25 protein-coding genes are annotated in these 26,500 nt (G+C 69.6%); 13 read left to right on the top strand and 12 right to left on the bottom strand.

Features of this window, described 5'->3' with window-relative positions:
• The first annotated feature begins 6 nt into the window (after nucleotides 1-6).
• The 3 genes from bufB to HHL11_RS07640 are packed head-to-tail and all read left to right on the top strand — an operon-like array spanning nucleotide 7 to nucleotide 2,035.
• On the top strand, nucleotides 7-840 hold the full coding sequence (gene bufB, locus HHL11_RS07650) for an MNIO family bufferin maturase (protein WP_169417814.1): 834 nt from the start codon (nucleotides 7-9) through the stop codon (nucleotides 838-840).
• Nucleotides 837-1,553 (top strand): HvfC/BufC N-terminal domain-containing protein, encoded by a 717-nt coding sequence (locus tag HHL11_RS07645; RefSeq protein ID WP_169417813.1) that lies wholly within the window; start codon nucleotides 837-839, stop codon nucleotides 1,551-1,553. Before bufB ends, HHL11_RS07645 begins: the two co-directional genes overlap by 4 nt.
• Before the next feature lie 2 nt (nucleotides 1,554-1,555).
• On the top strand, nucleotides 1,556-2,035 hold the full coding sequence (locus tag HHL11_RS07640; protein WP_169417812.1) for a DoxX family protein: 480 nt from the start codon (nucleotides 1,556-1,558) through the stop codon (nucleotides 2,033-2,035).
• On the opposite strand, the gene HHL11_RS07635 is transcribed toward HHL11_RS07640, so the two are convergent.
• Genes HHL11_RS07635 through HHL11_RS07615 form a run of 5 tightly spaced genes read right to left on the bottom strand, consistent with a single transcriptional unit; the run spans nucleotide 2,032 to nucleotide 7,461 of the window.
• The gene (locus HHL11_RS07635; RefSeq protein WP_169417811.1) at nucleotides 2,032-3,216 is read right to left on the bottom strand and encodes an MFS transporter; all 1,185 of its coding nucleotides are present in this window, start codon (nucleotides 3,214-3,216) and stop codon (nucleotides 2,032-2,034) included. The genes HHL11_RS07640 and HHL11_RS07635 overlap by 4 nt on opposite strands.
• 24 nt (nucleotides 3,217-3,240) lie before the next feature.
• Nucleotides 3,241-4,368 (bottom strand): VIT1/CCC1 transporter family protein, encoded by a 1,128-nt coding sequence (locus tag HHL11_RS07630; RefSeq protein WP_169417810.1) that lies wholly within the window; start codon nucleotides 4,366-4,368, stop codon nucleotides 3,241-3,243.
• Between the two features lie 38 nt (nucleotides 4,369-4,406).
• Nucleotides 4,407-5,675, bottom strand: coding sequence for an alpha/beta hydrolase (locus HHL11_RS07625; protein ID WP_205964225.1), 1,269 nt, complete (start codon nucleotides 5,673-5,675; stop codon nucleotides 4,407-4,409).
• A 2-nt stretch (nucleotides 5,676-5,677) separates the two neighbouring features.
• On the bottom strand, nucleotides 5,678-6,487 hold the full coding sequence (locus HHL11_RS07620) for an alpha/beta fold hydrolase (RefSeq protein ID WP_169417808.1): 810 nt from the start codon (nucleotides 6,485-6,487) through the stop codon (nucleotides 5,678-5,680).
• Between the two features lie 2 nt (nucleotides 6,488-6,489).
• The gene (locus tag HHL11_RS07615; RefSeq protein WP_169417807.1) at nucleotides 6,490-7,461 is read right to left on the bottom strand and encodes a tripartite tricarboxylate transporter substrate-binding protein; all 972 of its coding nucleotides are present in this window, start codon (nucleotides 7,459-7,461) and stop codon (nucleotides 6,490-6,492) included.
• Between the two features lie 89 nt (nucleotides 7,462-7,550).
• Between HHL11_RS07615 and HHL11_RS07610 the strand changes: the two genes are divergently transcribed.
• The gene (locus HHL11_RS07610) at nucleotides 7,551-8,492 is read left to right on the top strand and encodes a LysR family transcriptional regulator (protein WP_169417806.1); all 942 of its coding nucleotides are present in this window, start codon (nucleotides 7,551-7,553) and stop codon (nucleotides 8,490-8,492) included.
• Between the two features lie 4 nt (nucleotides 8,493-8,496).
• Here HHL11_RS07610 and HHL11_RS07605 read toward each other — a convergent pair whose 3' ends face one another.
• Complete coding sequence (locus tag HHL11_RS07605) at nucleotides 8,497-10,977, bottom strand: hybrid sensor histidine kinase/response regulator (RefSeq protein WP_169417805.1); 2,481 nt, start codon at nucleotides 10,975-10,977, stop codon at nucleotides 8,497-8,499.
• 56 nt (nucleotides 10,978-11,033) lie between these two features.
• Between HHL11_RS07605 and HHL11_RS07600 the strand changes: the two genes are divergently transcribed.
• The gene (locus tag HHL11_RS07600) at nucleotides 11,034-11,684 is read left to right on the top strand and encodes a response regulator transcription factor (protein WP_169417804.1); all 651 of its coding nucleotides are present in this window, start codon (nucleotides 11,034-11,036) and stop codon (nucleotides 11,682-11,684) included.
• Between the two features lie 7 nt (nucleotides 11,685-11,691).
• Here the strand turns inward: HHL11_RS07600 and HHL11_RS07595 are convergent, their stop codons facing one another.
• Both HHL11_RS07595 and HHL11_RS07590 read right to left on the bottom strand, forming a co-directional pair.
• Nucleotides 11,692-12,645, bottom strand: a complete 954-nt coding sequence (locus tag HHL11_RS07595; protein ID WP_169417803.1) for an SMP-30/gluconolactonase/LRE family protein — start codon at nucleotides 12,643-12,645, stop codon at nucleotides 11,692-11,694.
• On the bottom strand, nucleotides 12,642-13,457 hold the full coding sequence (locus HHL11_RS07590) for an NAD-dependent epimerase/dehydratase family protein (protein WP_169417802.1): 816 nt from the start codon (nucleotides 13,455-13,457) through the stop codon (nucleotides 12,642-12,644). The genes HHL11_RS07595 and HHL11_RS07590 overlap by 4 nt, the downstream gene beginning before the upstream one ends.
• A gap of 114 nt (nucleotides 13,458-13,571) precedes the next feature.
• Here HHL11_RS07590 and HHL11_RS07585 point away from each other — a divergent pair, with 114 nt between their 5' ends.
• From HHL11_RS07585 to HHL11_RS07555, 7 genes are all read left to right on the top strand, one after another.
• Entirely contained in the window at nucleotides 13,572-14,294 is a 723-nt protein-coding gene (locus HHL11_RS07585; protein WP_169417801.1) for a FadR/GntR family transcriptional regulator, read from the top strand.
• A 105-nt stretch (nucleotides 14,295-14,399) separates the two neighbouring features.
• Nucleotides 14,400-15,311 (top strand): 5-dehydro-4-deoxyglucarate dehydratase, encoded by a 912-nt coding sequence (gene kdgD / locus HHL11_RS07580; RefSeq protein ID WP_169417800.1) that lies wholly within the window; start codon nucleotides 14,400-14,402, stop codon nucleotides 15,309-15,311.
• Nucleotides 15,312-15,342: 31 nt separating this feature from the next.
• A complete protein-coding gene (locus HHL11_RS07575) occupies nucleotides 15,343-16,302 on the top strand; it encodes a Bug family tripartite tricarboxylate transporter substrate binding protein (protein ID WP_169419951.1) in 960 nt (319 codons plus the stop codon).
• A gap of 113 nt (nucleotides 16,303-16,415) precedes the next feature.
• Nucleotides 16,416-17,741, top strand: coding sequence for a glucarate dehydratase (gene gudD, locus HHL11_RS07570; RefSeq protein ID WP_169417799.1), 1,326 nt, complete (start codon nucleotides 16,416-16,418; stop codon nucleotides 17,739-17,741).
• A 14-nt stretch (nucleotides 17,742-17,755) separates the two neighbouring features.
• The gene (locus tag HHL11_RS07565; protein ID WP_169417798.1) at nucleotides 17,756-19,195 is read left to right on the top strand and encodes an aldehyde dehydrogenase family protein; all 1,440 of its coding nucleotides are present in this window, start codon (nucleotides 17,756-17,758) and stop codon (nucleotides 19,193-19,195) included.
• Nucleotides 19,196-19,229: 34 nt separating this feature from the next.
• Complete coding sequence (locus HHL11_RS07560) at nucleotides 19,230-20,027, top strand: HpcH/HpaI aldolase family protein (RefSeq protein ID WP_169417797.1); 798 nt, start codon at nucleotides 19,230-19,232, stop codon at nucleotides 20,025-20,027.
• A gap of 13 nt (nucleotides 20,028-20,040) precedes the next feature.
• Nucleotides 20,041-20,934, top strand: a complete 894-nt coding sequence (locus tag HHL11_RS07555) for a 2-hydroxy-3-oxopropionate reductase (RefSeq protein ID WP_169417796.1) — start codon at nucleotides 20,041-20,043, stop codon at nucleotides 20,932-20,934.
• 152 nt (nucleotides 20,935-21,086) lie between these two features.
• Here HHL11_RS07555 and HHL11_RS07550 read toward each other — a convergent pair whose 3' ends face one another.
• The 4 genes from HHL11_RS07550 to HHL11_RS07535 form a co-directional block, all read right to left on the bottom strand.
• On the bottom strand, nucleotides 21,087-22,439 hold the full coding sequence (locus HHL11_RS07550; protein WP_169417795.1) for a TRAP transporter large permease: 1,353 nt from the start codon (nucleotides 22,437-22,439) through the stop codon (nucleotides 21,087-21,089).
• On the bottom strand, nucleotides 22,430-22,924 hold the full coding sequence (locus HHL11_RS07545; RefSeq protein WP_169417794.1) for a TRAP transporter small permease subunit: 495 nt from the start codon (nucleotides 22,922-22,924) through the stop codon (nucleotides 22,430-22,432). The genes HHL11_RS07550 and HHL11_RS07545 overlap by 10 nt, the downstream gene beginning before the upstream one ends.
• Before the next feature lie 79 nt (nucleotides 22,925-23,003).
• Nucleotides 23,004-23,990: a TRAP transporter substrate-binding protein gene (locus HHL11_RS07540; RefSeq protein ID WP_169417793.1), complete on the bottom strand. Its 987-nt coding sequence runs from the start codon at nucleotides 23,988-23,990 to the stop codon at nucleotides 23,004-23,006.
• Nucleotides 23,991-24,089: 99 nt separating this feature from the next.
• Nucleotides 24,090-24,821 carry a FadR/GntR family transcriptional regulator gene (locus HHL11_RS07535; RefSeq protein ID WP_169417792.1) on the bottom strand — a complete coding sequence of 244 codons (732 nt, stop codon included), beginning with the start codon at nucleotides 24,819-24,821 and terminating at the stop codon, nucleotides 24,090-24,092.
• Nucleotides 24,822-24,894: 73 nt separating this feature from the next.
• On the opposite strand from HHL11_RS07535, the gene garD reads away from it, so the two are divergent.
• Nucleotides 24,895-26,484 (top strand): galactarate dehydratase, encoded by a 1,590-nt coding sequence (gene garD / locus HHL11_RS07530; protein WP_169417791.1) that lies wholly within the window; start codon nucleotides 24,895-24,897, stop codon nucleotides 26,482-26,484.
• Nucleotides 26,485-26,500 lie beyond the last annotated feature (16 nt).

Here is a 26,500-nt window from a genome sequence, read left to right as displayed (position 1 = left end):
TTCGTCATGGCGCAAGCGCTGGCCGCCGGCCTGGGCCTGAAGCCCGGGCACTTCGCCGAGGCCTTGCAGGCCAACGCAGCCGGGCTCTGGTTCGAGGTCCATCCCGAGAACTACCTCGTGGACGGCGGCCCGCGCCTGGCGCTGCTGGAGGCGGTGCGCGAGCGGCATCCGCTGTCGCTGCACGGCGTGTCGCTGTCGCTGGCCGGCGAATGCGAGCTGGACGCCGCGCACCTGCGGCGGCTGGCCGCGCTGGCGCGGCGCCTCCAGCCGGCGCTGGTGTCGGAGCACCTGGCGTGGTCCCGGTTCGAAGGCGGCTGGCTGCCCGATCTGCTGCCTTTCCCGCGCACGACCGAAGCGCTGCAGCGCATCGCCTCGCGCGTCGCACGCACGCAGGAAGTGCTGGGGCGGACCATCGCCATCGAGAACCCCAGCCACTACCTCCGGCTTCCCGGGCACACGTGGGACGAGATCGATTTCCTGGCCGAACTGGCGCGGCGCACCGGCTGCACGCTGCTGCTGGACGTGAACAACGTGCATGTGTCGGCGCGCAATCTCGGCTTCGATGCCGGCGCATGGATCGACCGCTTTCCCGCGCCGCTCGTGAGCGAGCTGCACGTCGCCGGCCACACGCCCGATCCCGCGCTGGGCGAAGCGCTGCTGGTCGACTCGCACGACGCGCCGGTGGCGCCCGCCGTGTGGTCGCTGTACCGGCGCTTCATCGAGCGCGCCGGCCCGCGCCCCACCCTGCTGGAACGCGACGCCAACTTGCCGCCCTGGAGCGAGTTGCTGGCGGAGCGGAACATCGCCCAGGACATCCTGGAATGCGGAGTACCGGCATGAGCAGCTTCCAGCAGCAGTTCGCGCAGGCCTTGCTCGCCGGCACGGAGCTCGCAACGCAGCCGGGCTTCGCGGTGTATCGCAACACCGTGGCCCAGGGCTGCATCGATGCGCTCGAGGCGAACTTCCCCACCGTCCTGCGGCTGGTGGGCGGCGAGTGGTTCCGCTCGGCCGCCGGCGGCTTCGCGCGCTCGCATCCGCCGCAGGACGGCCGGCTGCTGCTCTATGGCGACGACGCTTTCCCCGCCTTCCTGCAGGCGCTGCCGACGACGGCGGACCTGCCCTGGCTGGCCGGCATCGCCCGGCTCGACGCCCTCTGGCGCGCCAGCCACGCCGCGGCCGATGCGCCCGTGCTCGATGCCGGCGAACTGGCCGGGCTGTCGCCCGAAGCCTTGGGCGCGCAGGTGCTTCAGCCCCACCCGGCCGCGCGCTGGCTCTGGTTCGACGAGCTGCCCGTCGCCGGCATCTGGTCGCGCAACCGCGATGGCAGCGACGCCGACTTCGCGTGGCAGGGCGATGGCGTGCTGCTCACGCGGCCGGAAGGCGACGTGCGCTGGCGCCCCCTTTCCCATGCGGGCTGCGCTTTCCTCGACGCCTGCGCCCATGGCTCCACGCTGGGCGACGCCGCGCAGCACTGCCTGGACCTCGACGCGCGCATCAACCTTGCAGCCCTGCTGCAGCAACTGCTGCAGGCGGGCGCCTTCACCCGGAGTTAGCCATGCAGAACCAGCTCGTTTCCACGCTGCCCGCCACCGCCCCGTCCCTGCTGCGCTCGCGCTGGGAGCGGATCAAGGCGGCGCTGTCACGGCACATCTCGCACGACTTGCTGGCGCTGGTCGCGCGCCTCGCGATCGCGGCCCTCTTCTTCCAGTCCGGCCGCACGAAGGTGGAAGGCTTCCTGCGCGTGACGCCCGGCGCCATCGAGCTGTTCCGCAGCGAGTACCGCCTGCCGCTGGTGCCGCCCGACATCGCGGCGCATGCGGCGGCCTACGCGGAACACCTGTTCCCGCTGCTGCTCGTGCTGGGGCTCGCCACCCGCTTCTCCGCGGCGGCGCTGCTGGGGATGACCGTCGTCATCGAAGTGTTCGTCTATCCCGATGCCTGGCCGACGCACCTGTCGTGGGCCGGCCTGCTGCTGTACCTGCTCGGGCGCGGCGGCGGGCGCCTGGCGCTGGATCGCTGGCTGCGCCTGGACTAAAGCTCAGCCCGCGCCTGCCGCAGCAGCACCCAGCCGCACGCGACCAGCGGAAGGGCGAGCGCCGCATAGCCCACGCGGTAGCTGCCCGCCAGCCCGGAGATCGCGCCGAACACCGGCGGCCCCAGCACCACGCCGAGGAAGGTGATGGCCAGCGTGCCGCCGGTGGCGATGCCCGCCTGCCCCGCCGGTGCCTGGCGCGCCACTTCGGCGAGATACACGCCGTTCCAGCCGATCGCAGAAGCGCCGAACACCACCAGCACTGCGACGACGAGGATGCCCGGCACCTGTGGCTGCAGCAGCGCCGTCGCCAGCGCCGACAACGCCATGATCGCGGCCAGCAATGCCAGCATGCGGCGCGCCCCCAGCCAGCGATCGGCCACCCAGCCCCACAGCACGCGACCGATGACGGCGCCCACCTGCGAAGCGGCCAGCACGAAGCCGGCCGCGACCAGGCCGTAGGCCAGGCTGTCGGTGAGGAAGGTGACGAGATAGGTCGTCAGCGACAGCTGCACGATCGAGAACACGAAGGAGCAGGCCGCCAGCAGCCGCAGCCGCGGATGCCCGAGCACCAGCTTCACCGGCTGCAGGAATTGACCGAGGCCGAGGCGGCGCGCCGGGTCGCGGTCGGCGTCGAACTCCTTGCGCAGGCTCTGCGCCAGCAACGCGCACAGCACGTTGGCGACGGCCACGGCCAGCAGCGCCTGCTGCCAGCCGGCCACCTGCTGCAGGCCCGGCACGATGGCGCCTGCCAGCGCGCCGCCCAGCGGCACGCCGGTCTGCTTGACGGAGAACACCAGCGACATGCGATGCGCGGGCGTCGTGCGAGCCAGCAGGTGCGAGCTGGCCGGCGTCACCGGCCCATAGCCGAGGCCGACCAGCAGCGCGCCGACGGCGATCGCCGGCACGCTGGGCACCGCGCACAGCGCGAGCCCCAGGGCGCACACCAGCAAGCCGACCTGGCTGACGCGGATGCTGCCGTAGCGCGCCACCGCCGGCCCGGAGGCCAGGCTCGCGGCCATGGCGCCGGCGTAGGCGAAAGCGATGTAGAGGCCGACGTAGGCCGCGGAGATGCCGACCGCGTCCGCGACCCGCGGCGCCATCGCTGGCAGCGTGAGCAGGCCCATGGCCACCATGGCCTGGATCGCGAGCGTGATGGCCAGGGGGAGCCAACTGCTTTTCATCGGCTCCAGTGTCGCACGGGGCGCTCACCCACCCAGGCTCACGCCGATCAAGCGCCCCAACCCGAAGGTCACTGCGGCCGCACCGAGACCGATCACCGCCTGCCGCAGCCCCGAGAACAGCCAGCCCCGCCCCGTGAAGATGCTGGTGCCCGCGCCGATGACGAACAGGCCCGCGATCGAGAACGCCAGTGACAGCCACAAGGCCCGCGTGCCGTCGGCGATCACCAGTCCCAGCACCGGGCACAGCGAACCGGCGGTGAACAGCAGGAAGGAACTCGCCGCAGCGGCCCAGGGTGAGCCACCCAGTTCCTGCGGGTCGACGCCCAGCTCCTCGCGCGCCAGCGTGTCGAGCGCCGTGTCGCGGTTCGCCATCAGCTTGTCGGCCAGGGCCTGCGCCTGCGCTTCGGGCAAGCCCTTGGACTGGTAGATCAGCGCGAGCTCCTCCTTTTCCTCCTCGGGCGCCTGGTCCAGTTCCTCCGCCTCGGCCGCGATCTGCGACTGCTGCATCTCGCGCGAGGTCGTCACCGACAGCCATTCGCCCATCGCCATGGAACACGCGCCCGCCAGCATGCCGGCGAGGCCGGTGACGAGGAGGACATGCGTATCCGGGTTCGCGCCCGCGACGCCGGCGACGAGACTGAGGTTGGACACGAGGCCGTCGTTGGCGCCCAGCACCGCGGCGCGCAAGGTGTTGCCGCCGCTGCGATGCCGGCCTTCCAGCCGTTCGAGCACGGAGCCCGGCAAGCCGCCAGGCAGGCGCGCGGTCAGCGCCTGCAGGATGCGCGCATGCGAACGCTCCGCCTGCGGCAGCCGCGCGGCGATCGCTTCCGGCTGCCGGTCGTACTGCGCGCTGTCCACCTGCTCCAGCGAGTTGACCACCGGCAGCACGGCGTCGGGCCCGAAGTGCCGCGCCACGAAGGCGAGCATGCGCGTGCGCCAGCTCGCGCTCGCTGCGCCCGGCTGCTGCCCGGCCTGCTCGATGCGGCGGCGCCAGAGCTCCGCATGGGCGTCTTCCACCGAAGCGAGGCGGCGGTACACCTCCGCGACGTGCGGGTCCTGCTCCACCTGCGCGAGCGTGCGATACAGCGACGCGCCGTCCACCTCACCCTGCAGGTTCCTGCGATAGCGCGCGAGATCGGATCCGTCGGCCATGGCTGCCCCGTCGATGACGATGCCGCCATGCTACGGCTTCAGTCGTTGAAGCGGATGCCGGCCGTCACGGCCTGCGGCGCACCGGGTTCGGCAATCGTCGTGCAGTTGCTCGCCTGCAGTTGGTTCGCGAACACGCCGCGCACGAAGCGCAGTTCGTCGTCGAAGGCGGCGTTGACGCCGCCGTTGTGCGTGATGCCGGCGTAGGTCTTCCACACCAGCGGATTGCCGGCCTTGCAGAGTGCGGCGACGGCGGCGTACTGGCGCCGCGGCGGGATCGTGCGGTCGGCCAGGCCGGTGCCCAGGAACAGCGGCGCCGGCAGGCGCACCAGGCTCATCTGGCTGGTCTTGGTCAGCAAGGCATCGAAGGCCGCCGGATCGCGCGTGAACGCGTTGCCGGCGTTCAGGCCATGCTGCTGCTCGTAGCCGCGCATCTCGTCGACACAGGTCTCGCGTGCCATCTGCAGCATGGGCAGCGCCTGCGGCGTCACCAGCGACTCCGCGCTCGGGCCGCCATCCGGAATGGACCCGCCCACCAGCCGCAGCATCGGGAAGCGCACCGGCCCGTTGGGGCTGGGCGCCGCTTCCGGCGCCTGGTACGGGCCATCGGGGAAAGAAGGCAGCACGCCGGTGGCGATGGTCGCGCGCAGGCGCAGTTCGGGCGCATAGCTCGCCGCGATGCGGCTGGCGCCGATCGACGAACCGGAGCCTTGCGACTGGCCGGTGATGACCAGCTCGTTGGCGATGCGGCCCGGATAGGCTGCGAGCGCTGCGCGGGCACCATCCAGGAGCGAGCGCCCTTCCGCTTCCCAGAAACCATAGGGATGCGGACCTGGGCCGCCGAGCCCCTGGTAGTCGGTGGCAACGACGGCGAAGCCCTGTTCCAGCCAGCGATTGAGATAGCTCGCGTCGCGCGGCCGGTGCCCCGTCCACGAGGGCGCGCAGGCATCGGCCACGCCCAGCGTGCCGTGCGCCCAGGCCACCAGCGGCCAGCCGCCGCGCGGCGGCTCGCCCCGGGGCAGGTACAGCGTGCCGCTCACCGGCAGCACGCCGGACTGCCAGCGCGCGTCGGTGGAGGTGTAGAGGATGCGCTGCTGCACGCTGGCCGCGGTGAACTCCGGTTGCGGCGGCTGCGGCTCGCTGCGCAGCATCACACCCGGCTGCGCCGGCAGCGCGCCGCTCCAGGCGTAGAAGGGCGAGAGCACATGGTCGCCCGCGGCCAAGCCGGTGGGCAGCACGCCATGCGTCGGTGCGCTGGCGCAGGCGGCCAGCAAGGCGGCCATGGCCGTGGCGACGAGAAGTTTCTTCATGCTCATGCTCCGTACTGCGCGCGGCGCGCAATGAAATCCAGCACCAGCCGGTTCACTTCTTCCGGCTTCTCGAAGTAGGCCGAGTGGCCCGCGTCCTGGACGACGGCCAGCTCGCTGCCGCCCACCAGCTCCTGCACCTCGCGCATCACGCTCACCGGCACGATGGGGTCTTCGCTGCCAACGAGCAGCAGCGTGGGGCAGGCCACCTCCTGCAGCGCGCTCATCGGGATCAGCTTGCCGGGCGCGAGCAGCGCAGCGAGCGCACCGCCCCACTCCGCGGACGGAATGGAGTGCGCGCTGGGATTGAAGTGGTTGATCTGCGCGTAGAGCGCCGCCTTCTCCGGCTGGTGTTCCAGGAACCAGCGGCCCAGCGAACGCTGTTCGACGCTGACGGCCTTCTGCGCGATCTGCCGCTTGGCGATCGTGTCCAGCAGCACCGGATGGTCGATGGCCAGCGAGGTATCGCAGGCCGCGAAGGCCGCCACGCGCTGCGGGTGGTCCAGCGACAGCTTCAGCCCGATGAAGCCACCCAGCGACTGGCCGACGATGGACGTGCGCTGGATCTCCTCGCGATCGAGCACGGCGATCGCATCCGCGACGAACAGGTCCAGGTCGAACTCCTGCACCGGCGCCACCGAGCGGCCGAAGCAGCGGATGTCCATCGTGATGCAGGTGTGCCGCGCGCTGAAGGCAGGCAGCTGCTGCCACCAGGTGGCGGCGTTGGAGCCGGCGCCATGCAGGAACAGGACGGCCGGGCCCTGGCCCTGGCGCTCGTAATAGACGCGGCGGCCGCGCGATTCGATGAAGGGCATGCTCAATTCGCCTTGATGTTCAGGCTGCGGACCAACTGGCCCCAGCGCTCGGTGTCGCCGCGCACCAGCTGCGTGTATTGCTCGGGGCTGGAGGTCTGCACGTCCATGCCCTGGAACTCCAGCTGCTTCACCAGCGCCGGATCCTTCACCGCCGCCTGCAGCGCCGCGTTCAGCTTGTGCACGATGGGCGCCGGCGTGCCCTTGGGCGCCGACAGGCCGACCCAGGAAGCGATGGTGAGCTGCTTGTAGCCCAGCTCGGCGAAGGTGGGCGCGCCGGGCATCGCGGGGCTGCGCTGCGGGCTGGACACGGCCAGCACCTTCAGCTTGCCGCTCTGGATGCTCGCGAAAGCCGCATTGGGCGGGATTACGATCACCGACACCACGCCGGCCAGCACATCCTGCAGCGCCGGCCCGCCGCCCTTGTACGGCACGTGCGTCAGCTGGATGCCGGCGGCGCGCTGCAGCTGCTCCATCACCAGGTGGCCGGTGCTGCCGGCGCCGGAGCTGGCGTAGTTGATCCTGCCCGGCTCGCGCCTGGCCTGCTGCACCAGGTCCTGGAACGAAGCGATGCCGGCATCGCTGCGCACCACCAGCCACTGCGGGCCGCCGCCGATCTCGCCGATGTGCGCGAAGTCCTTGACGATGTCGAAAGGCAGGTTCTCGTACATGGACTGCGCGATGGTGTTCAGCATGCCCGTCATCGTCAGCGTGTAGCCGTCGGGCGCGGCGGCGGCGCCGGCTTGCGTGCCGACGATGTTGCCGGCGCTCGGGCGGTTGTCGACGAGCACCGGGGTCTTCAGGCTCTGCGCCATCTGTTGGGCCACCGGCCGGATCACCTGGTCGTAGGGCCCGCCCGCGGGCGCGGGGACGATGATGCGGATCGGGTGGCTGGGCCAGTCGGCCGGCTGGGCGTGGGCCGCGGACACGGCCAGGCAGGCGGTCGCCAGGGCGGCGATCCATCGCGTGAGTCTCACGTTGTCTCCTTGTGCAGCGCGCATCTTCGGGCGCGCTGCCATCGCTGCCAAATTAATTCGAGGGGGGAGCCATTAGACTTCCCGATACCTTGCCGCACTCCGCCAGCGCCCTCCTGAACCGCCTGCTCGCACGCGGCAAGTTCCGCCACGTGCAGGTCCTGCTGCAGCTGGCCGAACTCGGAAGCGTGCAGCGCACCGCCGACGCCATCGGCATGACGCAGTCCTCCGTCACGCAGACGCTCGCCTACCTCGAGAACCTGCTGGAAGTGCGCCTGTTCGAGCGCCACGCGCGCGGCGTGCGGCCGACGCCTGCCTGCACCGACCTGCTGCCGGTGGCGCGCCAGCTGATGCTGGGCGTGGCCGACAGCGCGCAGATCGTCGCCGCGCGCCAGCAGCAGGGCGAAGGCGTCGTGCGCATGATCGCTTCGGCCTCGGCCACCAACGGCGTGCTGGTCGACGCGCTGCCGGAGTTCGCGCAGCGCCATCCCGGCATCCAGGTGCACCTGGGCGAAGCCGAGGGCGAGGACCAGCTGCTCGCCATCGCGCGCGGCGAGGTCGACCTGGTGGCCTGCCGCCGCCCGCCGGTGATGCCCGAAGGCTGGGAGTTCCATCCTTTGCGCGAAGACCGCTTCATCATCGTGTGCCAGGCGGATCATCCGCTGGCGCGCCGGCGCGCGCTCAAGTGGGCCGACGTGGCGCAAGCCACCTGGCTGGTGCTGCCGGCGGGCGTCGCCGCGCGGCACCGCTTCGACGAACTGGCCCGCAACTTCCCGCAGGCGCCGCGCAGCTACCCGGTGGTGACGCGCTCGCTGACGATGCTGTGGCGCCTGCTGCGCCACCAGCAACTGCTGGCCCTGGTGCCGTTGAACCTGGCGCGGCCGCTGCTGGACGAAGGCGAGCTGGCGGAACTGCGCGTCGGGCCTGCGGTGCACATCGAGCCGATCGGCATCCTGCAGCCGAAGGCCGGCATGGGGCAGGCGGCCAGCCGGCTGGGCGAGTTCCTGCGCCAGGCGGGGCCGCGCGCGGCCTGAGGCTTCAAGCCGCTTCCGGCTCCAGCACCGCTTCGATTTCCGCCAGCGCATCCTCCACCGCGGCAAGCAGCGTGGGCAAGTCCGCGGCCTGCCGGCGCCGCAGCGCGTCCTCGAGCGCCGCCGCCGCGGCCGTCACGCGTTCGGCGCCCAGCATCGCCGCTGCGCCCTTGAACGAATGCACTTCCTGGGTCGCGGCCGTGGGATCGCCCCGCTCCAAGGCGGCGGCCAGCTGCGCCAGCTCCGGCTTCGAGGCCAGCAGCGCGCGCAGCAAGCCGACGTAGCGCTCCTCGCGATGGCTGAATTCCTGGACCCGCCGCGCGTCCATCCCCGCCAGCGCGCCGACGGCGGCCAGTTGCGAGCCCGCGGCGCGCAGCCACTTCTCCACGGTTTCCTGCAACTGCGCCGGGCGCACCGGCTTGCCGAGGAAGTCGGACATGCCGGCCTCCATGCACTGGCGCCGCGTTTCTTCGAAAACGCTCGCGGTCAGGGCGATGATGGGCCGCGCCTGCCAGCCGGGCAGCGCGCGGATAGCCCGCGTCGCCTGCAGGCCGTCCATGCGTGGCAGCTGCATGTCCATCAGCACCAGGTCGAAAGCCTGGCGCGATGCGTGGGCCACGGCTTCCACGCCGTCGGCCGCGCGCTCCACCTGCAGGCCGGCGCCGGCCAGCAGTTCGGCCACGACTTCCGCGCTGATGTCGTTGTCCTCCACCAGCAGCACCGACCGGCCCCGGTACGCTTCGAGCAAGAGCGCGTCCGCGTCGGGCGCCGCGCCGGGGACGGGGTCCGCCTCCTCCGGCGCGAGCTGCACCGCCGCCGTGAACCAGAAGGTGCTCCCCGCGCCCGGCGTGCTGCTCACGCCGACCGCGCCGCCCATCGCCTGCGCCAGGCCGCGCGTGATGGCGAGCCCGAGGCCGGTACCGCCGGAAGCGCGCGCAGCTTCCGCGTCCAGCTGCTCGAAGGGATCGAAGATCGTGCCCAGCTTTTCCGCGGCAATGCCGATGCCGGTGTCGATGACTTCGAAGCGCAGCAGCAGGCCGTCATCGGGGGCTTCGCCATCGATGAAGGCACGCAGCACGACGCGGCCGCCTTCGGGCGTGAACTTGACGGCATTGCCCGCGTAGTTGATCAGCGCCTGCCGCAAGCGCCCGAGGTCGCCGCGCAGCCGCACCGGCGGGCCCTGCGGATCGAGCTCGAACGCGATGCGCCGGTCCTGCGCCTGCGGGCGCAGCAGCCCCGCCACTTCCGCCAGCAGCTCCGCCAGCGTGAAGTCCCGGCTTTCCAGCTGCAGCCGCCCGGCTTCGATGCGGGCGAGATCCAGCATGTCGCCGAGCAGGCCCAGCAGGTGCTCGCCCTGGTCCTCGATCTGCTGCAGGCGCCGCGCCTGTTCGGCCGTGACGCCGCTGCGCCGCACGATGTGCGTCAGCGCCAGCACGGCATGCAGCGGCGTGCGGACCTCGTGGCTCATGTTGGCGAGGAACTCGCTCTTCGCGCGCGTCGCGGCCAGCGCGGCGTCCTCCGCCTGCTGGGCCTGGCGGGCGCGCCGGTACGCCGACCAGGTGTAGAAGCAGCTGGCGGCCGTGAAGATCGCCAGCAGGCCCAGGGTTGTCGCAACTTCGCCACGCCAGGCGCCCAGCATGTCGCCCGTCCTCTGGCTCACGAACACGTACAGCGGATAGCGCGAGACCTTCTGGTAAGCCAGGGCCCGCTCCTTGCCGTCGGCTGCCGCCCGGGCGCGATAGGCGCCGCCCACGGCGTTGCTGGCCAGCGCTGCCCGGGCTGCGGCGGAAGTGCCGCGCTCGCCGATGCCGGAGAGATCGGCGGACTTGCCGTCATATCGGGCGTACAAGGTGAGGTCTTCGCCGCGGATCGTCACCTGGCCCAGCTGGCCCAGTTCGAGCGGCGCGAAGCGCGCCGGGAAATAGGTGGCCGCGTCCAGCGCGCCGAGGACGGCGCCGGCGAAGGAGCCGTCCGGGCGGTTGATGCGCCGGGCGAGCAACACCGTCCACACGCCATCCATCCGGCTGACGAGCGGCTCGGAGGTCACCAGCCCCGCCGCCGGGTCCTGCCGCAGCCGGGCGAAATAGGCGCGGTCGGCCACCTGCAGCGGCCGCGCCGGGTCCAGGCCCGGCCCCCAGCGGACCGTGCCGGCTTCGTCGGTGATCCAGACCCCCGCTACATCGTGCAGGGCGCCCTTCTGCCGCTCGAGATAGGCGTTGGTCGCGTCGTCGCCCAGGCCGCCGCCGGCCTGGACCGGCTGCAGTTCCAGCGCGATCGATTTCAGGCCGACGTCGATGGCGTCCAGGCTGCCCGCCACGCTGGCAGCCAGGGCCTGGGCCAGGTTGCGGCGGGCGACGTCCGTCTCCGCCTCGTGGCGGTGGCGGCTCTGGACCAGCGAAAGCGCGGCCAGCCCATAGACGAAAAGATGGATGACGAGCAGGCCGGCGGCCAGGCGGGTTCGAACTTGGCTGGGTGGGAAACGCATCATGACTGTCCAGCTGAATGTTAAACTTTGGACATACCCCAGCAGCGGCACCGCCGGTCATGGAAGACCCCAAGCCCAGTTCCCCAGCCGAACAACCCATCGCCACCGTGATCGTGGTGGACGACCAGGCCATTGTCCGCGCCGGCCTGGCCACCCTCCTCGAGGGCACCCGCTGGATCCGCGTGATCGGCGAGGCCGCCAATGGGCGCGAGCTGCTGACGATGCTGCAGACCGTGCGGCCGGACGCGGTGCTCACCGACCTGGGCATGCCGGACGTCGACGGCTTTGCCGTCGCCCGCCTGGTACGAGACCTCTACCCGGGCATGCCGGTCATCGCCGTTTCCATGCACGACTCCGCGCCATCGGTGCGGCGGGCTCTCCAGCACGGCGCCACCGCCTTCGTCAGCAAGGCCGCGGCGTTGAGCGAGCTGGAAGATGCCTTGCGCAAGGCGCTGGCCGGCGTGGAAGTGGCGCCGCCGCCCGCGTCGGACGACAGGAGCGACGGCGAGGCGCTCTCCCCGCGCCAGCTGGAGGTGCTGGCGCTGATGGCGAAGAGTCGCAGCTCCAAGGAAATCGCCAGCACGCTGGGCATCAGCCTCAGCACGGTGGAAGTACACCGGTCCAACATCTGGCGCCGGCTGGGCTTCCGCGACATGGCCAGCCTGACGCTGTATGCGGTCCGCCACGGGCTGGTGAGCCCGGAGACCTGAAGGCGCCTTACGCGCCCTGCGTGTTGACGTACAGCGCGTAGACCGAGTGGCTGGCGGCCATGAACAGCCGGTTGCGGTGCCGGCCGCCGAAGCAGACGTTGGCGCAGCGTTCCGGCAGGTGGATGTGGGCGATGGCCTTGCCGTCCGGCGCGTACACGCGCACGCCGTCCAGCCCGTCCGGGTTCGCATCGAGCGCGCCATTGCTGCCGAGGCCGCACCACAGGTTGCCCTCGACGTCGACGCGGAAGCCGTCGAAGGCGCCCGGCCCCTGCGCATCGGCCGCGAGCCGCTTGTTCGACAGCTTGCCGTCGGCCGCGTGGTCGTACGCCCAGATCTTGCGCGTCGGCGAGGCGCGGCTTTCCACCACGTACAGCACCGATTCGTCGGGCGAGAAGGCCAGGCCGTTGGGCCCCGCGAGGTCGGTGATCACCTGCTGCAGCTGGCCGTCCGGCGCGATGCGGTAGACGGCATGCGGCAGCTCCTGCTGCGCCGGCTCGCCTTCCCAGTAGCCGCCGATGCCGAACGTGGGATCGGTGAACCAGACGCTGCCATCGTGCGCGCAGACGATGTCGTTGGGCGAGTTCAGGCGCTTGCCGTCCCAGTTGTCGGCCAGCACGGTGATGCTGCCGTCGTACTCGGTGCGCGTCACGCGGCGCGTGAGGTGCTCGCAGGTAATCAGCCGGCCCTGGCGGTCGCGGAAGTTGCCGTTGGCGTTGTTGGACGGATTGCGGAAGTCGCTGACCGCGCCCGAGGCTTCGTCCCAGCGGATGATGCGGTTGTTCGGGATGTCGGAGACCAGCAGGTAGCGGCCGTCGCCGAACCACACCGGGCCCTCGGCCCAGCGCAGCCCGGTGGCGATGCGCTCGACGCCGGCGCTGAACAGGCGCAGCTTGAGGAAGCGCTCGTCGAGCACCTCGATGCGCGGGTCGGGATAGCGCACGCTGGCGGCGAACTCGCTCATTCGAAAGGTCCTTGGTGCACGAAGCCGCCGGCCTGGAAGATCGCGGCAGGGTCGTTCAGGTCGATCTTGGGCTGCGCCGCTTCGCGCGAAGCGCGGAAAGGCTCGGAGCTGTCCTGCGGGCGGTAGCCCAGGTGGCGCGCCGAGGTGTTGTCCCACCAGTTCGTCGTGTTGTCGGACACGCCGTAGATGACGCTGTGGCCGGCCACGGGTGCCGTCAGGCTGGCGACCACCAGGCGCTCGAGGTCGTCGTAGCTGAGGAAGGTGGCCAGCATGCGGCGGTCCCGCGGCTCGGGGAAGGAAGAGCCGATGCGCAGGCACACCGTCTCGATGCCATAGCGGTCGTAATAGAAGCGCGACAGGTTCTCGCCGAAGGCCTTGGAGAGGCCGTAGTAGCCATCGGGGCGCATCGGCATCGAGGGATCGATCACCTCGTCCTGCCGGTAGTAGCCGGTGACGTGGTTGGAGCTGGCGAAGGCGATGCGCTTGACGCCGTGCTTGCGCGCCGCCTCGTACAGGTTGTACGTGCCCACGATGTTGGCCTGCAGGATGGCGTCGAAGGGCTGCTCGGTGGAGATGCCGCCCAGGTGCACGACGGAATCCATGCCTTCCAGCAGCTGGTGCACGGCGGCGCGGTCCTCGAGCCTGGCCTGCACGACTTCTTCGCCGGCTTGCGCGGCGTCCATGGCCGCCACGTCGCTCAGGCGCAGCAGGGTGCAGCGCGGGCGCAGCCGCGTACGCAGCTGCTTGCCCAGGCCGCCGGCGGCGCCGGTGAGGAGCACGCGGCCCAGGGACAGGGTTTCTTGCGACTTCATGCTTTCCTTTCGTCGGGCGGCTGCTACATTAGGGCGCGCCCGGTTGTCATCTGTTATCAGTCGTCGTACAAGTATTCCTGTACCGACCGCCCCGGCCGGAGAGGGTTAACCCGAATGTCCGACATTGCCGTCCGCCGCCGCCCCCGCAGCCTCGCCCATGACGTGGTGGATTCCTTGTCCGGCCGCATCCGCGACGGCTCCCTCACCCCCGGGGAAAAGTTGCCCACCGAGGCCGCCATCATGGAGGAATTCGGCGTCAGCCGCACCGTCGTGCGCGAAGCCATCTCGCGCCTGCAGGCCGCCGGCCTGGTGGAGACGCGGCACGGCGTCGGCACCTTCGTGGTGGGCCTGGGCGAAGGCTCGGCCTTCCGCATCACGCCGGAGCAGCTGGGCACCCTGCAGGACGTGATCGCGGTGCTGGAACTGCGCATCGGCGTGGAGACCGAAAGCGCCGCGCTGGCCGCCATGCGCCGGACGCCGGAGAACCTGGAGACGCTGCGCAATGCGCTGAAGTCCTTCATCAGCGCGGTGGAAGAAGGGCGCGACGCCGTCGGCCCGGACTACCAGTTCCACCTGGAGATCGCGCGCTCCACCCAGAACGCCCATTTCGTCGACCTGATGGCGACCCTGGGCGGCATGATGATTCCGCGCGCGCGGCTGGAACCGCCCGGGCCGCTGACCCCGGAGCGGCAGGCCTACCTGCGCCGCGTGAACGGCGAGCACGAGAGCATCGTCGAGGCGATCAGCCGGCAGGACCCGGACGGCGCGCGGGCGGCGATGCGGACGCACCTGGCGAACAGCCGGGAGCGGAGACGGAAGCTGGCCGAAGGGCGCTGACCCACCCTCGTCATCCCCGCGCAGGCGGGAATGACGAAAGGATGTTGACGCCATTGGATTCCAAGTTGTACGATGTCATATCTCTTCAAACAAGGATTCGCCTCCATGTCGCCCAACGAACTCAAGAAGGCCCTGTCCACCGGCCTGCTGTCTTTCCCGCTCACCGACTTCGACCGCGAGCTGCGCTTCGACCCCAAGGGTTATGCCAACCGCCTCGAGTGGCTGATGCCCTATGGCGCGACGGTGCTGTTCGCCGCCGGTGGCACGGGTGAATTCTTCTCGCTGGAGCCGCAGGAATACGCCCAGGTCATCAAGACCGCGGCCGAGACCTGCAAGGGCCGCGTGCCCATCGTCGGCGGCGCCGGCGGCGGCACCACCCTCGCCATCAAGTACGCCCAGGAAGCCGAGCGCAACGGCGCCGAAGGCATCCTGCTGCTGCCGCACTACCTGACCGAAGCGACCCAGGACGGCCTGGTCGCGCACGTCGAGGCCGTCTGCAAGAGCGTGAAGATCGGCGTGATCGTCTACAACCGCGCCGCCACCAGGTTGACGCCCGCCACGCTGCTGAAGCTGGCCGAGCGCTGCCCCAACCTGATCGGCTTCAAGGACGGCCTGGGCGACATCGAGCGCATCGTGGCGATCCGCCAGCAGCTGGGCGACCGCTTCGTCTACATCGGCGGCATGCCCACCCACGAGGTCTACGCCAACGCGTACAAGGCCCTGGGCGTGCCCACCTATTCGTCGGCGGTGTTCAACTTCATTCCGAAGACGGCGATCGAGTTCTACAACGCCTACTGGAACAACGACCAGAAGACCGTCAGCCGCCTGCTGGACGACTTCTTCCTGCCTTACCTCGCCATCCGCAACAAGGGCGAAGGCTATGCCGTGTCCATCGTGAAGGCCGGCGCCACCATCGTCGGCCACAGCGCCGGCCCGGTGCGCCCGCCGCTGTCCGACCTGAAGCCGAACGAAGTCGAAGAACTGGCGGCCCTGATCCGCAAGCTGGGCCCGCAGTAAACCCGAGCACCGCAAAGGAGACACCATGAAGTTGAAGAAGACCCTGCTGGGCCTGTGCCTGGCCGCCGCCGCGACGCTGAGCGCCGCGGCCGGCTACCCGGAGAAGACCGTCACGATCGTCGTGCCCTTCCCGCCGGGAGGTTCGACCGACGCCATCGCGCGCGTCGTGGCGCAGAAGGCGCAGGAGAAGCTCGGCCAGAGCTTCATCATCGACAACCGCGCGGGCGCCACCGGCACCATCGGCGCGGCCTTCGTGAAGCGCGCGCCGGCCGACGGCTACACGCTGCTCGTGTCCTCGCTGGGCCCGTTCGTGATCGCCCCGCACCTGTACAAGGGCGTGCAGTACGACGCGCTGAAGGACTTCGAGCCGATCACGATCCTGGTGCAGGCGCCCAACGTGCTGGTCGTGCCGAACAACTCGCCCGACCACACGGTCGCCGAACTGTTGGCCGACCTGAAGAAGAACCCGGGCAAGGTGAGCTTCGCCTCCTCCGGCGTCGGCTCGTCGGACCACCTGTCCGCCGAACTGCTGTGGCAGCAGACCGGCACGCAGGGCCTGCATGTGCCGTACAAGGGCGGCGGCCCCGCCATCAGCGACCTGCTGGGTGGCCAGGTGAACGCGGCCTTCGTCAACATCAACAGCATCATCGGCCACATCAAGGCGGGCAAGGTGCGCGCGCTGGGCATCTCTTCGGACAAGCGCTCGCCGCTGCTGCCCGACGTGCCGACGCTGCAGGAGCAAGGCGTGAAGGGCGCGGAAGTGCAGTCGTGGCAAGCCATGGTGGCGCCCAAAGGCACGCCGCACGACGTGATCGTGAAGCTGCATGACGTCGCGGTCGCCGCCATGAACGACCCGGCCATCAAGCCCAAGCTGCTGGAGCAGGGCTTCGAGATCGTCGGCGACACGCCGGAGCAGTTCGCCAAGTACCAGGCGTCCGAGTACGCCCGCTGGAAAAAGCTGATCGAAACGCGGAAGATCACCGCGGAATAAGGCCCACCCCCGAAGCGGCCTTCGGCCGCCTCCCCCTCAAGGGGGCGCCACCTGCGGCCCGGCAAAGCCGGTTCCGCGGTGGCACTGGGGAAGTCACGCAGAAAGAACCGTCAATGAGTGCCCCCTTTGTCAAGAGCATGCGTGTCGTCCCGGTCGCCGGCCGGGACGGGATGCTGCTGAACCTTTCGGGGGCGCATGCCCCCTTCTTCACCCGCAACATCGTCCTCGTCACCGACAGCGACGGCCATACCGGCCTCGGCGAAGTGCCGGGCGGCGAGAAGATCCGCCAGACGCTGGAGGACGCGCGTCCGCTGGTGGAAGGCCAGAGCATCGGCAACCTGCAAGCCATCCTGAACAAGATGCGCGCGCAGTTCGCCGACCGCGACTCGGGCGGCCGGGGCCTCCAGACTTTCGACCTGCGCACGACCATCCACGCCGTGACGGCGGTGGAGTCGGCGCTGCTGGACCTGCAAGGCCAGCACATGGGCGTGCCGGTCGCCGCGCTGCTGGGCGAAGGCCAGCAACGCGATGCCGTGCAGATGCTGGGCTACCTCTTCTACGTGGGCGACCGCAGGAAGACCACCCTGCCCTATGCCAGCGAGCCGGACGCCCAGGACGACTGGTTCCGCCTGCGCCATGAAGAAGCGCTGACGCCGGAAGCGGTGGTGCGCCTGGCCGAAGCCGCGCAGAAGCGCTACGGCTTCCAGGATTTCAAGCTGAAGGGCGGCGTGCTGAGCGGCGACGCGGAAGTCGAAGCCGTGACGGCGCTGCACGAGCGCTTCCCGCAGGCGCGCGTGACGCTCGATCCCAACGGCGGCTGGCTGCTGAAGGACGCGATCCGCCTGGGCCAGAAGATGCGCGGCGTCGTGGCCTATGCCGAAGACCCGTGCGGCGCCGAGGAAGGCTTTTCCGGCCGCGAAGTGATGGCGGAGTTCCGCCGCGCCACCGGCCTGCCGACCGCGACCAACATGGTGGCGACCGACTGGCGCCAGATGGCGCATTCGCTCGCGCTGCAGTCGGTGGACATCCCGCTGGCCGACCCGCACTTCTGGACCATGGCCGGCTCGGTGCGCGTGGCGCAGACCTGCCGCGACTGGGGCCTGACCTGGGGCTCGCACTCCAACAACCATTTCGACATCTCGCTGGCGATGTTCACGCACGTCGGCGCAGCCGCGCCCGGCAAGGTGACGGCCATCGACACGCACTGGATCTGGCAGGACGGCCAGCGCCTGACGAAGGATCCGCTGCAGATCCGCGAAGGCTACGTGCACGTCCCGAAGAAGCCCGGCCTCGGCATCGAGATCGACGAAGCGGAACTCGCGAAAGCCAACGCGCTGTACATGCAGCACGGGCTGGGCGCGCGCGACGACGCGATCGCGATGCAGTTCCTGGTGCCGAACTGGAAGTTCGATCCGAAGAAACCTTGCCTCGTTCGATAAGAGGAGCATCCATCATGTTCAAGAACCTGATCAACGGCGAGTGGGTCGAAGGCGCCCGCGTGAGCCGCAACATCAACCCCTCCGACACGCGCGACGTCGTCGGCGAATTCGCGCAGGCCGACGTGGCCCAGGCGAAGGAAGCCATCGCCGCCGCCGCCAAGGCAGCCACCGGCTGGGGCCTGTCGACGCCGCAGCAACGCTTCGACATCCTCGACGCCGCCGGCGCCGAGATCCTGGCGCGCCGCAACGAGCTGGGCGACCTGCTCGCCCGCGAAGAAGGCAAGACGCTGCCGGAAGCCATCGGCGAAGTCGCGCGCGCCGGCAACATCTTCAAGTTCTTCGCCGGCGAAGCGCTGCGCGTCGGCGGCGAGGTGGTGCCCTCCGTGCGCCCGGGCGTCGGCGTGGAAGTCACGCGCGAAGCGGTCGGCGTCGTCGGCCTCATCACGCCCTGGAACTTCCCGATCGCGATTCCCGCGTGGAAGGTCGCGCCCGCGCTGGCCTTCGGCAACGCCGTGGTGCTGAAGCCCGCGGACCTGGTGCCGGGCAGCGCCTGGGCCATCGCCGACATCCTGCACCGCGCGGGCCTGCCGGCCGGCGTGTTCAACCTGGTCATGGGCCGCGGCTCCGAAGTGGGCCAGGTGTTGCTGGAAGACAAGCGCGTCAACGCCATCAGCTTCACGGGCTCGGTCGCCACCGGCCAGCGCATCGCCGCGGCCTGCGTCGGCCGCATGGCCAAGTTCCAGCTGGAAATGGGCGGCAAGAACCCGATGGTGGTGCTGGACGACGCCGACCTCGACGTCGCCGTCGCCGCCGCGCTGAACAGCGGCTTCTTCTCCACCGGCCAGCGCTGCACGGCGTCCTCGCGCCTGATCGTCACCGAAGGCATCCACGACAAGTTCGTCGCTGCGCTGGCGGAGAAGATGAAGACGCTGAAGGTCGACGATGCCCGCAAGAAGGGCACCGACATCGGCCCGGTGGTCGACGACAAGCAGCTGGCGCAAGACCTGGAATACGTGCAGATCGCCCAGGGCGAAGGCGCCAAGCTGGTCGCCGGCGGCGAGGCCATGGGCAAGAACGCCGACGGCGCGCCCGGCTACTACATGCGCCCGGCGCTCTTCACCGAGACGACCCAGGACATGCGGATCAACCGCGAGGAAGTGTTCGGCCCGGTGGTGAGCGTCATCCGCGCCAAGAACTACGACGAAGCGCTGGCCCTGTCCAACGACACCGAGTTCGGCCTGTCGGCCGGCATCGCCACCACGTCCCTGAAGCACGCGACGCACTTCAAGCGCCACTCGCAGGCCGGCATGGTGATGGTGAACCTGCCGACGGCGGGCGTGGACTACCACGTGCCCTTCGGCGGCCGCAAGGGCAGCAGCTACGGCCCGCGCGAACAGGGCCGCTATGCCGCGGAGTTTTACACCACGGTGAAGACGGCGTATACCCAGGCCTGAAGCGACGGGGTAGATCCCCGAAGGAGAAGCTGCGATGCGTGAAAACCGCCTGCGCGCCTTGTGGAAGTCCGGTGCCGCCGCCGTCAACGGCTGGCTCGCCATCCCCAACAGCTTCTCCGCTGAAGTCATGGCGCAGCAGGGCTGGGACACGCTGACCATCGACCTGCAGCACGGCGTGGTGGACTACACCTCCCTCGTGCCCATGCTGCAGGCCATCTCCACCACGGCCACGGTGCCGATGGTGCGGGTGCCCTGGCTGGAACCGGGCATCCTGATGAAGGTGCTGGACGCCGGCGCCTACGGCGTCATCTGCCCGATGGTCAACACGCGCGAGGACGCGCAGAAGCTGGTGGCCTGGACGCACTATGCGCCGCGCGGCACGCGCAGCTTCGGCCCGGTGCGCGCGCTGCTGTACGGCGGCGCCGACTACCCGGAACATGCGAACGACACCATCGTCGCTTTCGCCATGATCGAGACGGCGCAAGCCCTCGACAACCTCGACGATATCCTGTCGGTGGAAGGCCTGGACGCCATCTACATCGGCCCCACGGACCTGTCGATCTCGCTTGGCTGCAAGCCGCAGATGGACGAACCCGAACCGAAGGCTGCACAAGCCATCGACCACATCCTCGCGCGCGCCAAGGCGCACGGCATTCCGGCCGGCATCCACAACGCCGGCACGCAGGCGGCGCTGGGGCGCATCGCCAAGGGCTTCCAGTTCGTCACCGTCAGTTCCGACGCGCGCCTCATCACCGCCGGCGCGCAGCAGGTGCTGGCCGCCATGCGCGCAGGCAAGGACACGAGCCGGGGCAGCGGTCCCGGCACCTACTGAAAGGACACACTTCATGAAGATCGGATTCATCGGCCTGGGCATCATGGGCGCGCCCATGGCCCGGCACCTTGCCGACGCCGGCCACCAGCTCTACGTGCACACCCGCAGCAAGGTGCCGGACACGATCGCCGAGACCAGCGCCGTGCGCTGCGCCAATGCGGCCGAAGTGGCGAAGCAGTCCGAGGTGCTCATCACGATGCTGCCCGACACGCCGGACGTGGAGAAGGTGCTGTTCGGCGAGAACGGCGTCGCCGCAGGCCTGGAAGGCGCCGGCGCGGGCAAGGTGGTGATCGACATGAGCTCGATCTCGCCGACTGCGACCAAGGCCTTTGCCGGGAAGATCAACGCGCTGGGCGCCGACTACATCGACGCGCCGGTGTCGGGCGGCGAGGTCGGCGCCAAGGCAGCCTCGCTGACCATCATGTGCGGCGGCGACCCCGCGGTGTTCGAGCGCATCAAGCCGCTGCTGGAGAAGATGGGCAAGAACATCACCCTGGTGGGCGGCAACGGCGACGGCCAGACCACCAAGGTGGCCAACCAGATCATCGTGGCGCTGAACATTGCGGCTGTCGGCGAGGCGCTGCTCTTCGCCAGCAAAGCCGGCGCCGATCCCGCCAAGGTCCGCCAGGCGCTGATGGGCGGCTTCGCGTCCAGCCGCATCCTGGAAGTGCATGGCGAGCGGATGATCAAGCGGACGTTCAATCCGGGCTTCCGGATCGAACTGCACCAGAAGGACCTGGGCCTGGCGCTGCAAGGCGCGCGCGAACTGGGCGTGGCCCTGCCCCAAACCGCCGGCGCCGCCCAACTGATGCAAGTCTGCGCCGCCAACGGCCTCGCCGGCCTGGACCACTCGGCGCTGGTGCGCGCGCTGGAGATCATGGCGGCGCACGAAGTGGCGAAAGGCTGAAAGACGGACTTCTGAACTTCCGGACAGCCGGACTTCCGGACGCAAAGGGCGCAAAAACACGCAAAGGACGCGAAAGAACATCCAATTTCTTTTTTGCGTCCTTCGCGTAACTTTTGCGCCCTTTGCGTTCGGAAGTCCGGAAGTTCGGATGTTCAAAACACCCGATGCCCCGTGATGATCGACGGCAGCCAGGTGGAGAAGCCCGGCACGTAGGTCACCAGGTTGATCGCGATGAAGATGGCCAGGTAGTACGGCCACGCGGTCTTCGTCGCTTCGCCGATCGAGATCTTGCCGATCGCGCAGCCCACGAACTGCACGCTGCCCACCGGCGGGTGCACCAGGCCCAGCGCGCAATTGAGCAGCAGCATCATGCCGAACTGCACCGGCCCCACGCCCATCTGCATCGCCAGCGGCAGGAACAGCGGCGTGGTGATCAGGATGTGCGCCGCCATGTCCAGGAAGATGCCCAGGATCACCTGGATGATGTTGATGTACAGCAGCATCAGCCAGGGATTCTGCGTGGCCGTCAGCAGCGCATGCTCGATGGTCTCCGGGATCTCCAGGTAGGCCATCTGGTAGCGCAGCATGTTGGACACGCCGATCAGCAGCAGGATCACGCCGGTGGTCTTCGACGCCTTCGCCAGCGACTTCAGCAGGCGCTCGCGCGTCATCGTGCGGTAGATGAACACGGTGAGCAACAGCGAATAGGTCACCGCGATGGCCGCCGCCTCCGTCGCCGTGGCCACGCCCTTCATCACGCAGAACAGGATGATCGCGATGACGAACAGGCCGGGCACCGACGCCACGAAAGTGCGCAGCACCGTGCCCCAGCCGGGGAAGGGGTGCACCATGGAGCGGCCGTCCTCGCTGCGCGGGTAGCCGAACTTGCGGGCCTGCCAGTAGGCGGCGACCAGCATGCACACCATGATCCAGAAGCACGGGACCAGGCCGGCGAACATCAGGTCGCCGATCGACACGCCGCGCACCGCGTGGCCGGCGATCATGCCCGCCGCGCCCTGCGCCGCGAAGGCGTAGATGATCATGTTGTGCGAGGTCGGCATCAGCGCGCCGGACAGCGAGGCGTGCGTGGTGACGTTCACCGCGTAGGCGGCGCTGTAGCCCTCGCGCTTCATGATCGGGATCATCACCCCGCCCATGGCGGAGGTGTCGGCCACCGGCGAGCCGGAGACGCCGCCGAACAGCGTGGAGGCCACGACGTTCGCCAGGCCCAGGCCGCCCTTCCAGTGGCCCACCAGGCTGCGGGCGAAGGCGACGATCTTGTCGGCGATGCCGCCGTGCAGCATCAGCTCGCCCGAGAAGATGAAGAACGGGATGGCCAGGAACGAGAAGACGTTCATGCCGGAGACCATCATCTGGATGGCGGTCTCGAAAGGCAGGCCCTCGACGGCGAAGGTGGCGAGGCAGCTGAGGCCGATGGCGAAGGCCACCGGCACGCCCAGCACCAGCAGCAGGACGAAGGAGACGCAGAGGACGGTCAGTGCCATGAGGCTTCCACCTTGCGGCCCTGGAACAGGGCAATGAGCAGCTCGATGCAGAACAGCACGATCAGGACGCCGGCGATGATCACCGGGAGGTAACGCAGCGCCTCGGGCAGGCCCAGCGTGGGGATGGTGGTGCCGCGGGTGGACAGGGCCATTTCGATGCCGCCCAGGATCAGCGACACGGCGAAGGCGCCGCTCAGCACCTCGACGGCCACCTTGCACCAGAACTGCACCTTCGGCGGCAGCGTGCGGACCAGCGAATCGAGGCCGATGTGGCCGGACTCGCGCACGCCCGTGGAGGCGCCGAACATGGCCACCGAGATCACGAGCAGCAGCGCCACCTGTTCGACATAGGGCGGCGCGTCGTTGAAGCCATAGCGCATCACGACGCCATAGACCACCACGACCAGCAGCGAAGCCAGGCAGATGGAGGCGATGTAGAGGGCCCAGCGCGAAAGGCGGGCGTTGAGGGCGGTCAGCCAGGGCACGTTGGGCTCCGGGGGCAGCCGGGCACGCCCGCGCCCGGCCAGCCCTCAGGGGCTGCCGGCCGCGAGCGGCACTCGGGCATTACTTGGCGTTGACGATGTCCTGCACCAGCGCCTTGAGTTCCGGCGTCGGCGTGAACTTGTCCCACACCGGCTTCTCGACGGCGACGAAGGAAGCGCGGTCGATCTGGGCGGCCGGCACGATGGTGGCGCCGCCCTTGACGACGGCCGCGCGGGCTTCCTTCTCCTGCGCGTCCCACAGCTTCACGTAGAAGGGCACGGATTCCTTGGCGGCCTTGCGGATGGCGGCCTGTTCTTCCTTGCTCAGCGTGTCCCAGATCTTCTTGGAGAACACCAGCACTTCCGGCGACATGGAGTGCATGGTCTCGGAGTAGATCGGGGCCGACTCGAAGTGCTTGGCCTCGTCGTACGACGGGTAGTTGTTCTCGGCGGCGTCGATCAGGCCGGTCTTCAGGCCCGTGTACACCTCGTTGTAAGGCATCGGCGTGGGCGAGGCGCCCATCGCGCCGACCATGCTCACGAACATGTCGGAGGGCTGCACGCGCACCTTCATGCCCTTGACGTCGGCCAGGGTCTTGATCGGCTTCTTCGCGTACATGGAGCGCGCGCCGCTCTCGTAGATGGCCAGGCCGATGAAGCCGGCCTTCTCGAAGCCGGCCAGGATCTTGTCGCCCTGCGGGCCGTACATGGTCTTGCGGAAGTGGTCCATGTCGCGGAACAGGAAGGGCAGCGCCGGCAGCACCGACTCGGGCACGATGCCGTTGAAGGCCGCGAAGTTGACGCGCACCATGTCCAGCGCGCCGATCTTCACCTGCTCGATGGTGTCCTTCTCGGAGCCCAGGGCGCTGTCGCCGAAGACCTTGACGTTGTCCTTGCCGCCGGTGGACTTGGACAGCTGGTCACCCATGAAGATGACGGCCTTGTTGGTCGGGAAGTCCTTGTTGTGGACGTCGGCGGACCGGAAAGTGCGGGCCTCGGCGGACAGCGTGGCGCAGGCCAGCGTGGCGACGGCGAGGGCGGCGGTGAGTTTCTTCAGCGAGAGCTTCATGATGTCCCCTTGAGCAAGTGGTCAGATGTCAGACAACCAGCGGCATCATGGTCTATGTCTGGCAAAGCCACGATCCGGGGAAACCCGCGGATACCGGTGTCAGGGCACCCGCGTGGCCTCGAAGATGCGCCGCTTGGCCGCCAGGATGTGGGTGCGCACCGCCTCGGCCGCGTCACCCGGCGAGCGCCGGACGATCGCGTCGATGACGGCCTGGTGCTCCTGGCGCGTGACGTACACGCGCTCCTGGCCGCGGCCGTCGCGGGTGCCGTAGGCCAGCTCCATGAACTGCCGGATCGGCGCCACGCTGGTCTCGATGGTCGCCACGAAGAAGGCGTTGTGCGAGCAGCGGGCCATGGCCAGGTGGAACTGCACGTCCTCCTCGACCGCGGGCGAGCCGCTCTCCTCGCGGGCGTTGAGCGCGTCGAAGGCCGCCTGCAGCGCCTGCAGGTCCTCCGCCGTACGGAACTGCGCCGCTTCGGCCGCCGCCCCCGACTCCACGCAGGAGCGGAAGGTGTAATAGCTCTCCACATCGGCCAGGTTGCGGATCGGCGTGAAGCTCGCCGGCGGCGCGGCCGGCATGCGCACGACGTAAGTACCGGCTCCGCGTTTGGAGTCGATGACGCCGTCCGAGCGCAGGCGCGACAGCGCCTCGCGGATGGTCGGCCGCGACACGCCGTAGCGGGCACCGAGCTCACTTTCGGTCGGCAGCTTGCCCTGCGCGCCGAAATCGCCGCGCAGGATAGCCTCCACCACCCCGGCGTAGATCTGCGAGGACAGCGAGCCGGAAGCTTCGGCCGGATCCCCAGCGATCGGGTCGCGTTTGCTTGACATATCGCTTCAATATACCAACAATGTCAGGCATTCTCAATCCGGCCCCGCCGCCCCGCGCGGGCGCGCCCCTGCCATGACCCCGACCGACAGCCGACCTCCCCTGCACATCCTGATGCACCCCGCTGACAACGTTGCCATCGTGGCGAACAACGGCGGCTTGCCGGCCGGCGCCACCCTGTCCAACGGCCTGGCGCTGCGCGACGCCGTGCCGCAAGGCCACAAGGTGGCGCTGGTGGACATCCCCGAAGGCCAGGCGGTGCGCCGCTACGACGTCCCCATCGGCTACGCGCTGAAGGACATCCCCGCCGGCAGCTGGGTGCACGAGCGCCTGCTGCGCATGCCCGACGCCCGCACCCTGGACGACCTGCCCATGGCCACGCGCGGCAGCGCGCCCGGCGAGGCGCTGGAGGGCTACACCTTCGAGGGCTACCGCAACCTCGACGGCTCGGTCGGTACGCGCAACATCCTGGCCATCACCCAGACCGTGCAATGCGTGGCCGGCGTCACCCGCTTCGCCATCGAGCGCATCAAGTCGCAGCTGCTGCCCAAGTACCCCAACGTCGACGACGTGGTGGCGCTGGAGCACGGTTACGGCTGCGGCGTGGCCATCGACGCGCCCGACGCGGTCATCCCGATCCGCACGCTGCGCAACATCAGCCTCAACCCCAACTTCGGCGGCGAGGTGATGCTGGTCAGCCTGGGCTGCGAGAAGCTGCAGCCGGAGCGCCTGCTGCCCCCGGGCACGATCCCGCTGGTGGACGAGCGCAACGTCGCCGACGTCGGTACCAGCGCCGACACCGCGCTGGACGTCGTGTGCCTGCAGGACGACGAGCACGTCGGCTTCATGTCGATGGTCGAAGCCATCATGCGCCAGGCCGAGGAACACCTGGAGCGCCTGAACGCGCGCCGCCGCGAGACGGTGCCCGCCAGCGAGCTGGTGGTGGGCGTGCAGTGCGGCGGCAGCGACGCCTTCTCCGGTGTCACGGCCAATCCTGCGGTGGGCTTCTGCAGCGACCTGCTGGTGCGCGCGGGCGCGACGGTGATGTTCTCCGAGACCACCGAAGTGCGCGACGGCGTGGCGCAGCTCACCGCGCGGGCGACGACGCCCGAGGTGGCGCAGGCCATCGTGCGCGAGATGGCCTGGTACGACGCCTACCTGCAGCGCGGCAGCGTCGACCGCAGCGCCAACACCTCGCCCGGCAACAAGAAGGGCGGCCTGTCCAACATCGTCGAGAAGGCGATGGGCTCCATCGTCAAGTCCGGCTCGGCGCCGATTGCCGGCGTGCTGGCGCCTGGCGACAAGCTGAAGCAGCGCGGCCTGGTCTACGCCGCCACGCCCGCCAGCGACTTCATCTGCGGCACCCTGCAATTGGCCGCCGGCATGAACCTGCACGTGTTCACCACCGGCCGCGGCACGCCTTACGGCCTGGCCGAAGTGCCGGTGATCAAGGTGGCCACGCGCAGCGACCTGGCGCGGCGCTGGCACGACCTGATGGACGTGAATGCCGGGACCATTGCCGATGGCCAGAAAAGCATCGAGGAGGTAGGCTGGGAGCTGTTCCGCCTGATGCTCGACGTGGCGAGCGGCCGCAAGAAGACCTGGGCGGAGCAGTGGAAGCTGCACAACCAGCTGGTGCTGTTCAACCCGGCGCCGGTGACCTGAACCCTGAGGAGACTGC

The organism is Ramlibacter agri, from assembly GCF_012927085.1.
Lineage (GTDB): Bacteria > Pseudomonadota > Gammaproteobacteria > Burkholderiales > Burkholderiaceae_C > Ramlibacter > Ramlibacter agri.
The sequence above is the reverse complement of the archived record's forward strand: the minus strand, read 5'-3'. Positions and strand labels throughout refer to the sequence as shown.

What these genes read in the sequence shown, in the direction of transcription:
- bufB (WP_169417814.1), top strand. Translation starts at nt 7, where the DNA reads ATGGCGCAAGCGCTGGCCGCCGGCCTGGGCCTGAAGCCCGGGCACTTC.
- HHL11_RS07620 (WP_169417808.1), bottom strand. Translation starts at nt 6,487, where the DNA reads ATGCCCTTCATCGAATCGCGCGGCCGCCGCGTCTATTACGAGCGCCAG.
- HHL11_RS07605 (WP_169417805.1), bottom strand. Translation starts at nt 10,977, where the DNA reads ATGATGCGTTTCCCACCCAGCCAAGTTCGAACCCGCCTGGCCGCCGGC.
- HHL11_RS07595 (WP_169417803.1), bottom strand. Translation starts at nt 12,645, where the DNA reads ATGAGCGAGTTCGCCGCCAGCGTGCGCTATCCCGACCCGCGCATCGAG.
- HHL11_RS07535 (WP_169417792.1), bottom strand. Translation starts at nt 24,821, where the DNA reads ATGTCAAGCAAACGCGACCCGATCGCTGGGGATCCGGCCGAAGCTTCC.
- HHL11_RS07635 (WP_169417811.1), bottom strand. Translation starts at nt 3,216, where the DNA reads ATGAAAAGCAGTTGGCTCCCCCTGGCCATCACGCTCGCGATCCAGGCC.
- HHL11_RS07625 (WP_205964225.1), bottom strand. Translation starts at nt 5,675, where the DNA reads ATGAAGAAACTTCTCGTCGCCACGGCCATGGCCGCCTTGCTGGCCGCC.
- HHL11_RS07555 (WP_169417796.1), top strand. Translation starts at nt 20,041, where the DNA reads ATGAAGATCGGATTCATCGGCCTGGGCATCATGGGCGCGCCCATGGCC.
- garD (WP_169417791.1), top strand. Translation starts at nt 24,895, where the DNA reads ATGACCCCGACCGACAGCCGACCTCCCCTGCACATCCTGATGCACCCC.
- HHL11_RS07645 (WP_169417813.1), top strand. Translation starts at nt 837, where the DNA reads ATGAGCAGCTTCCAGCAGCAGTTCGCGCAGGCCTTGCTCGCCGGCACG.
- HHL11_RS07565 (WP_169417798.1), top strand. Translation starts at nt 17,756, where the DNA reads ATGTTCAAGAACCTGATCAACGGCGAGTGGGTCGAAGGCGCCCGCGTG.
- HHL11_RS07590 (WP_169417802.1), bottom strand. Translation starts at nt 13,457, where the DNA reads ATGAAGTCGCAAGAAACCCTGTCCCTGGGCCGCGTGCTCCTCACCGGC.
- HHL11_RS07600 (WP_169417804.1), top strand. Translation starts at nt 11,034, where the DNA reads ATGGAAGACCCCAAGCCCAGTTCCCCAGCCGAACAACCCATCGCCACC.
- kdgD (WP_169417800.1), top strand. Translation starts at nt 14,400, where the DNA reads ATGTCGCCCAACGAACTCAAGAAGGCCCTGTCCACCGGCCTGCTGTCT.
- HHL11_RS07640 (WP_169417812.1), top strand. Translation starts at nt 1,556, where the DNA reads ATGCAGAACCAGCTCGTTTCCACGCTGCCCGCCACCGCCCCGTCCCTG.
- gudD (WP_169417799.1), top strand. Translation starts at nt 16,416, where the DNA reads ATGAGTGCCCCCTTTGTCAAGAGCATGCGTGTCGTCCCGGTCGCCGGC.
- HHL11_RS07630 (WP_169417810.1), bottom strand. Translation starts at nt 4,368, where the DNA reads ATGGCCGACGGATCCGATCTCGCGCGCTATCGCAGGAACCTGCAGGGT.
- HHL11_RS07550 (WP_169417795.1), bottom strand. Translation starts at nt 22,439, where the DNA reads ATGGCACTGACCGTCCTCTGCGTCTCCTTCGTCCTGCTGCTGGTGCTG.
- HHL11_RS07585 (WP_169417801.1), top strand. Translation starts at nt 13,572, where the DNA reads ATGTCCGACATTGCCGTCCGCCGCCGCCCCCGCAGCCTCGCCCATGAC.
- HHL11_RS07540 (WP_169417793.1), bottom strand. Translation starts at nt 23,990, where the DNA reads ATGAAGCTCTCGCTGAAGAAACTCACCGCCGCCCTCGCCGTCGCCACG.
- HHL11_RS07560 (WP_169417797.1), top strand. Translation starts at nt 19,230, where the DNA reads ATGCGTGAAAACCGCCTGCGCGCCTTGTGGAAGTCCGGTGCCGCCGCC.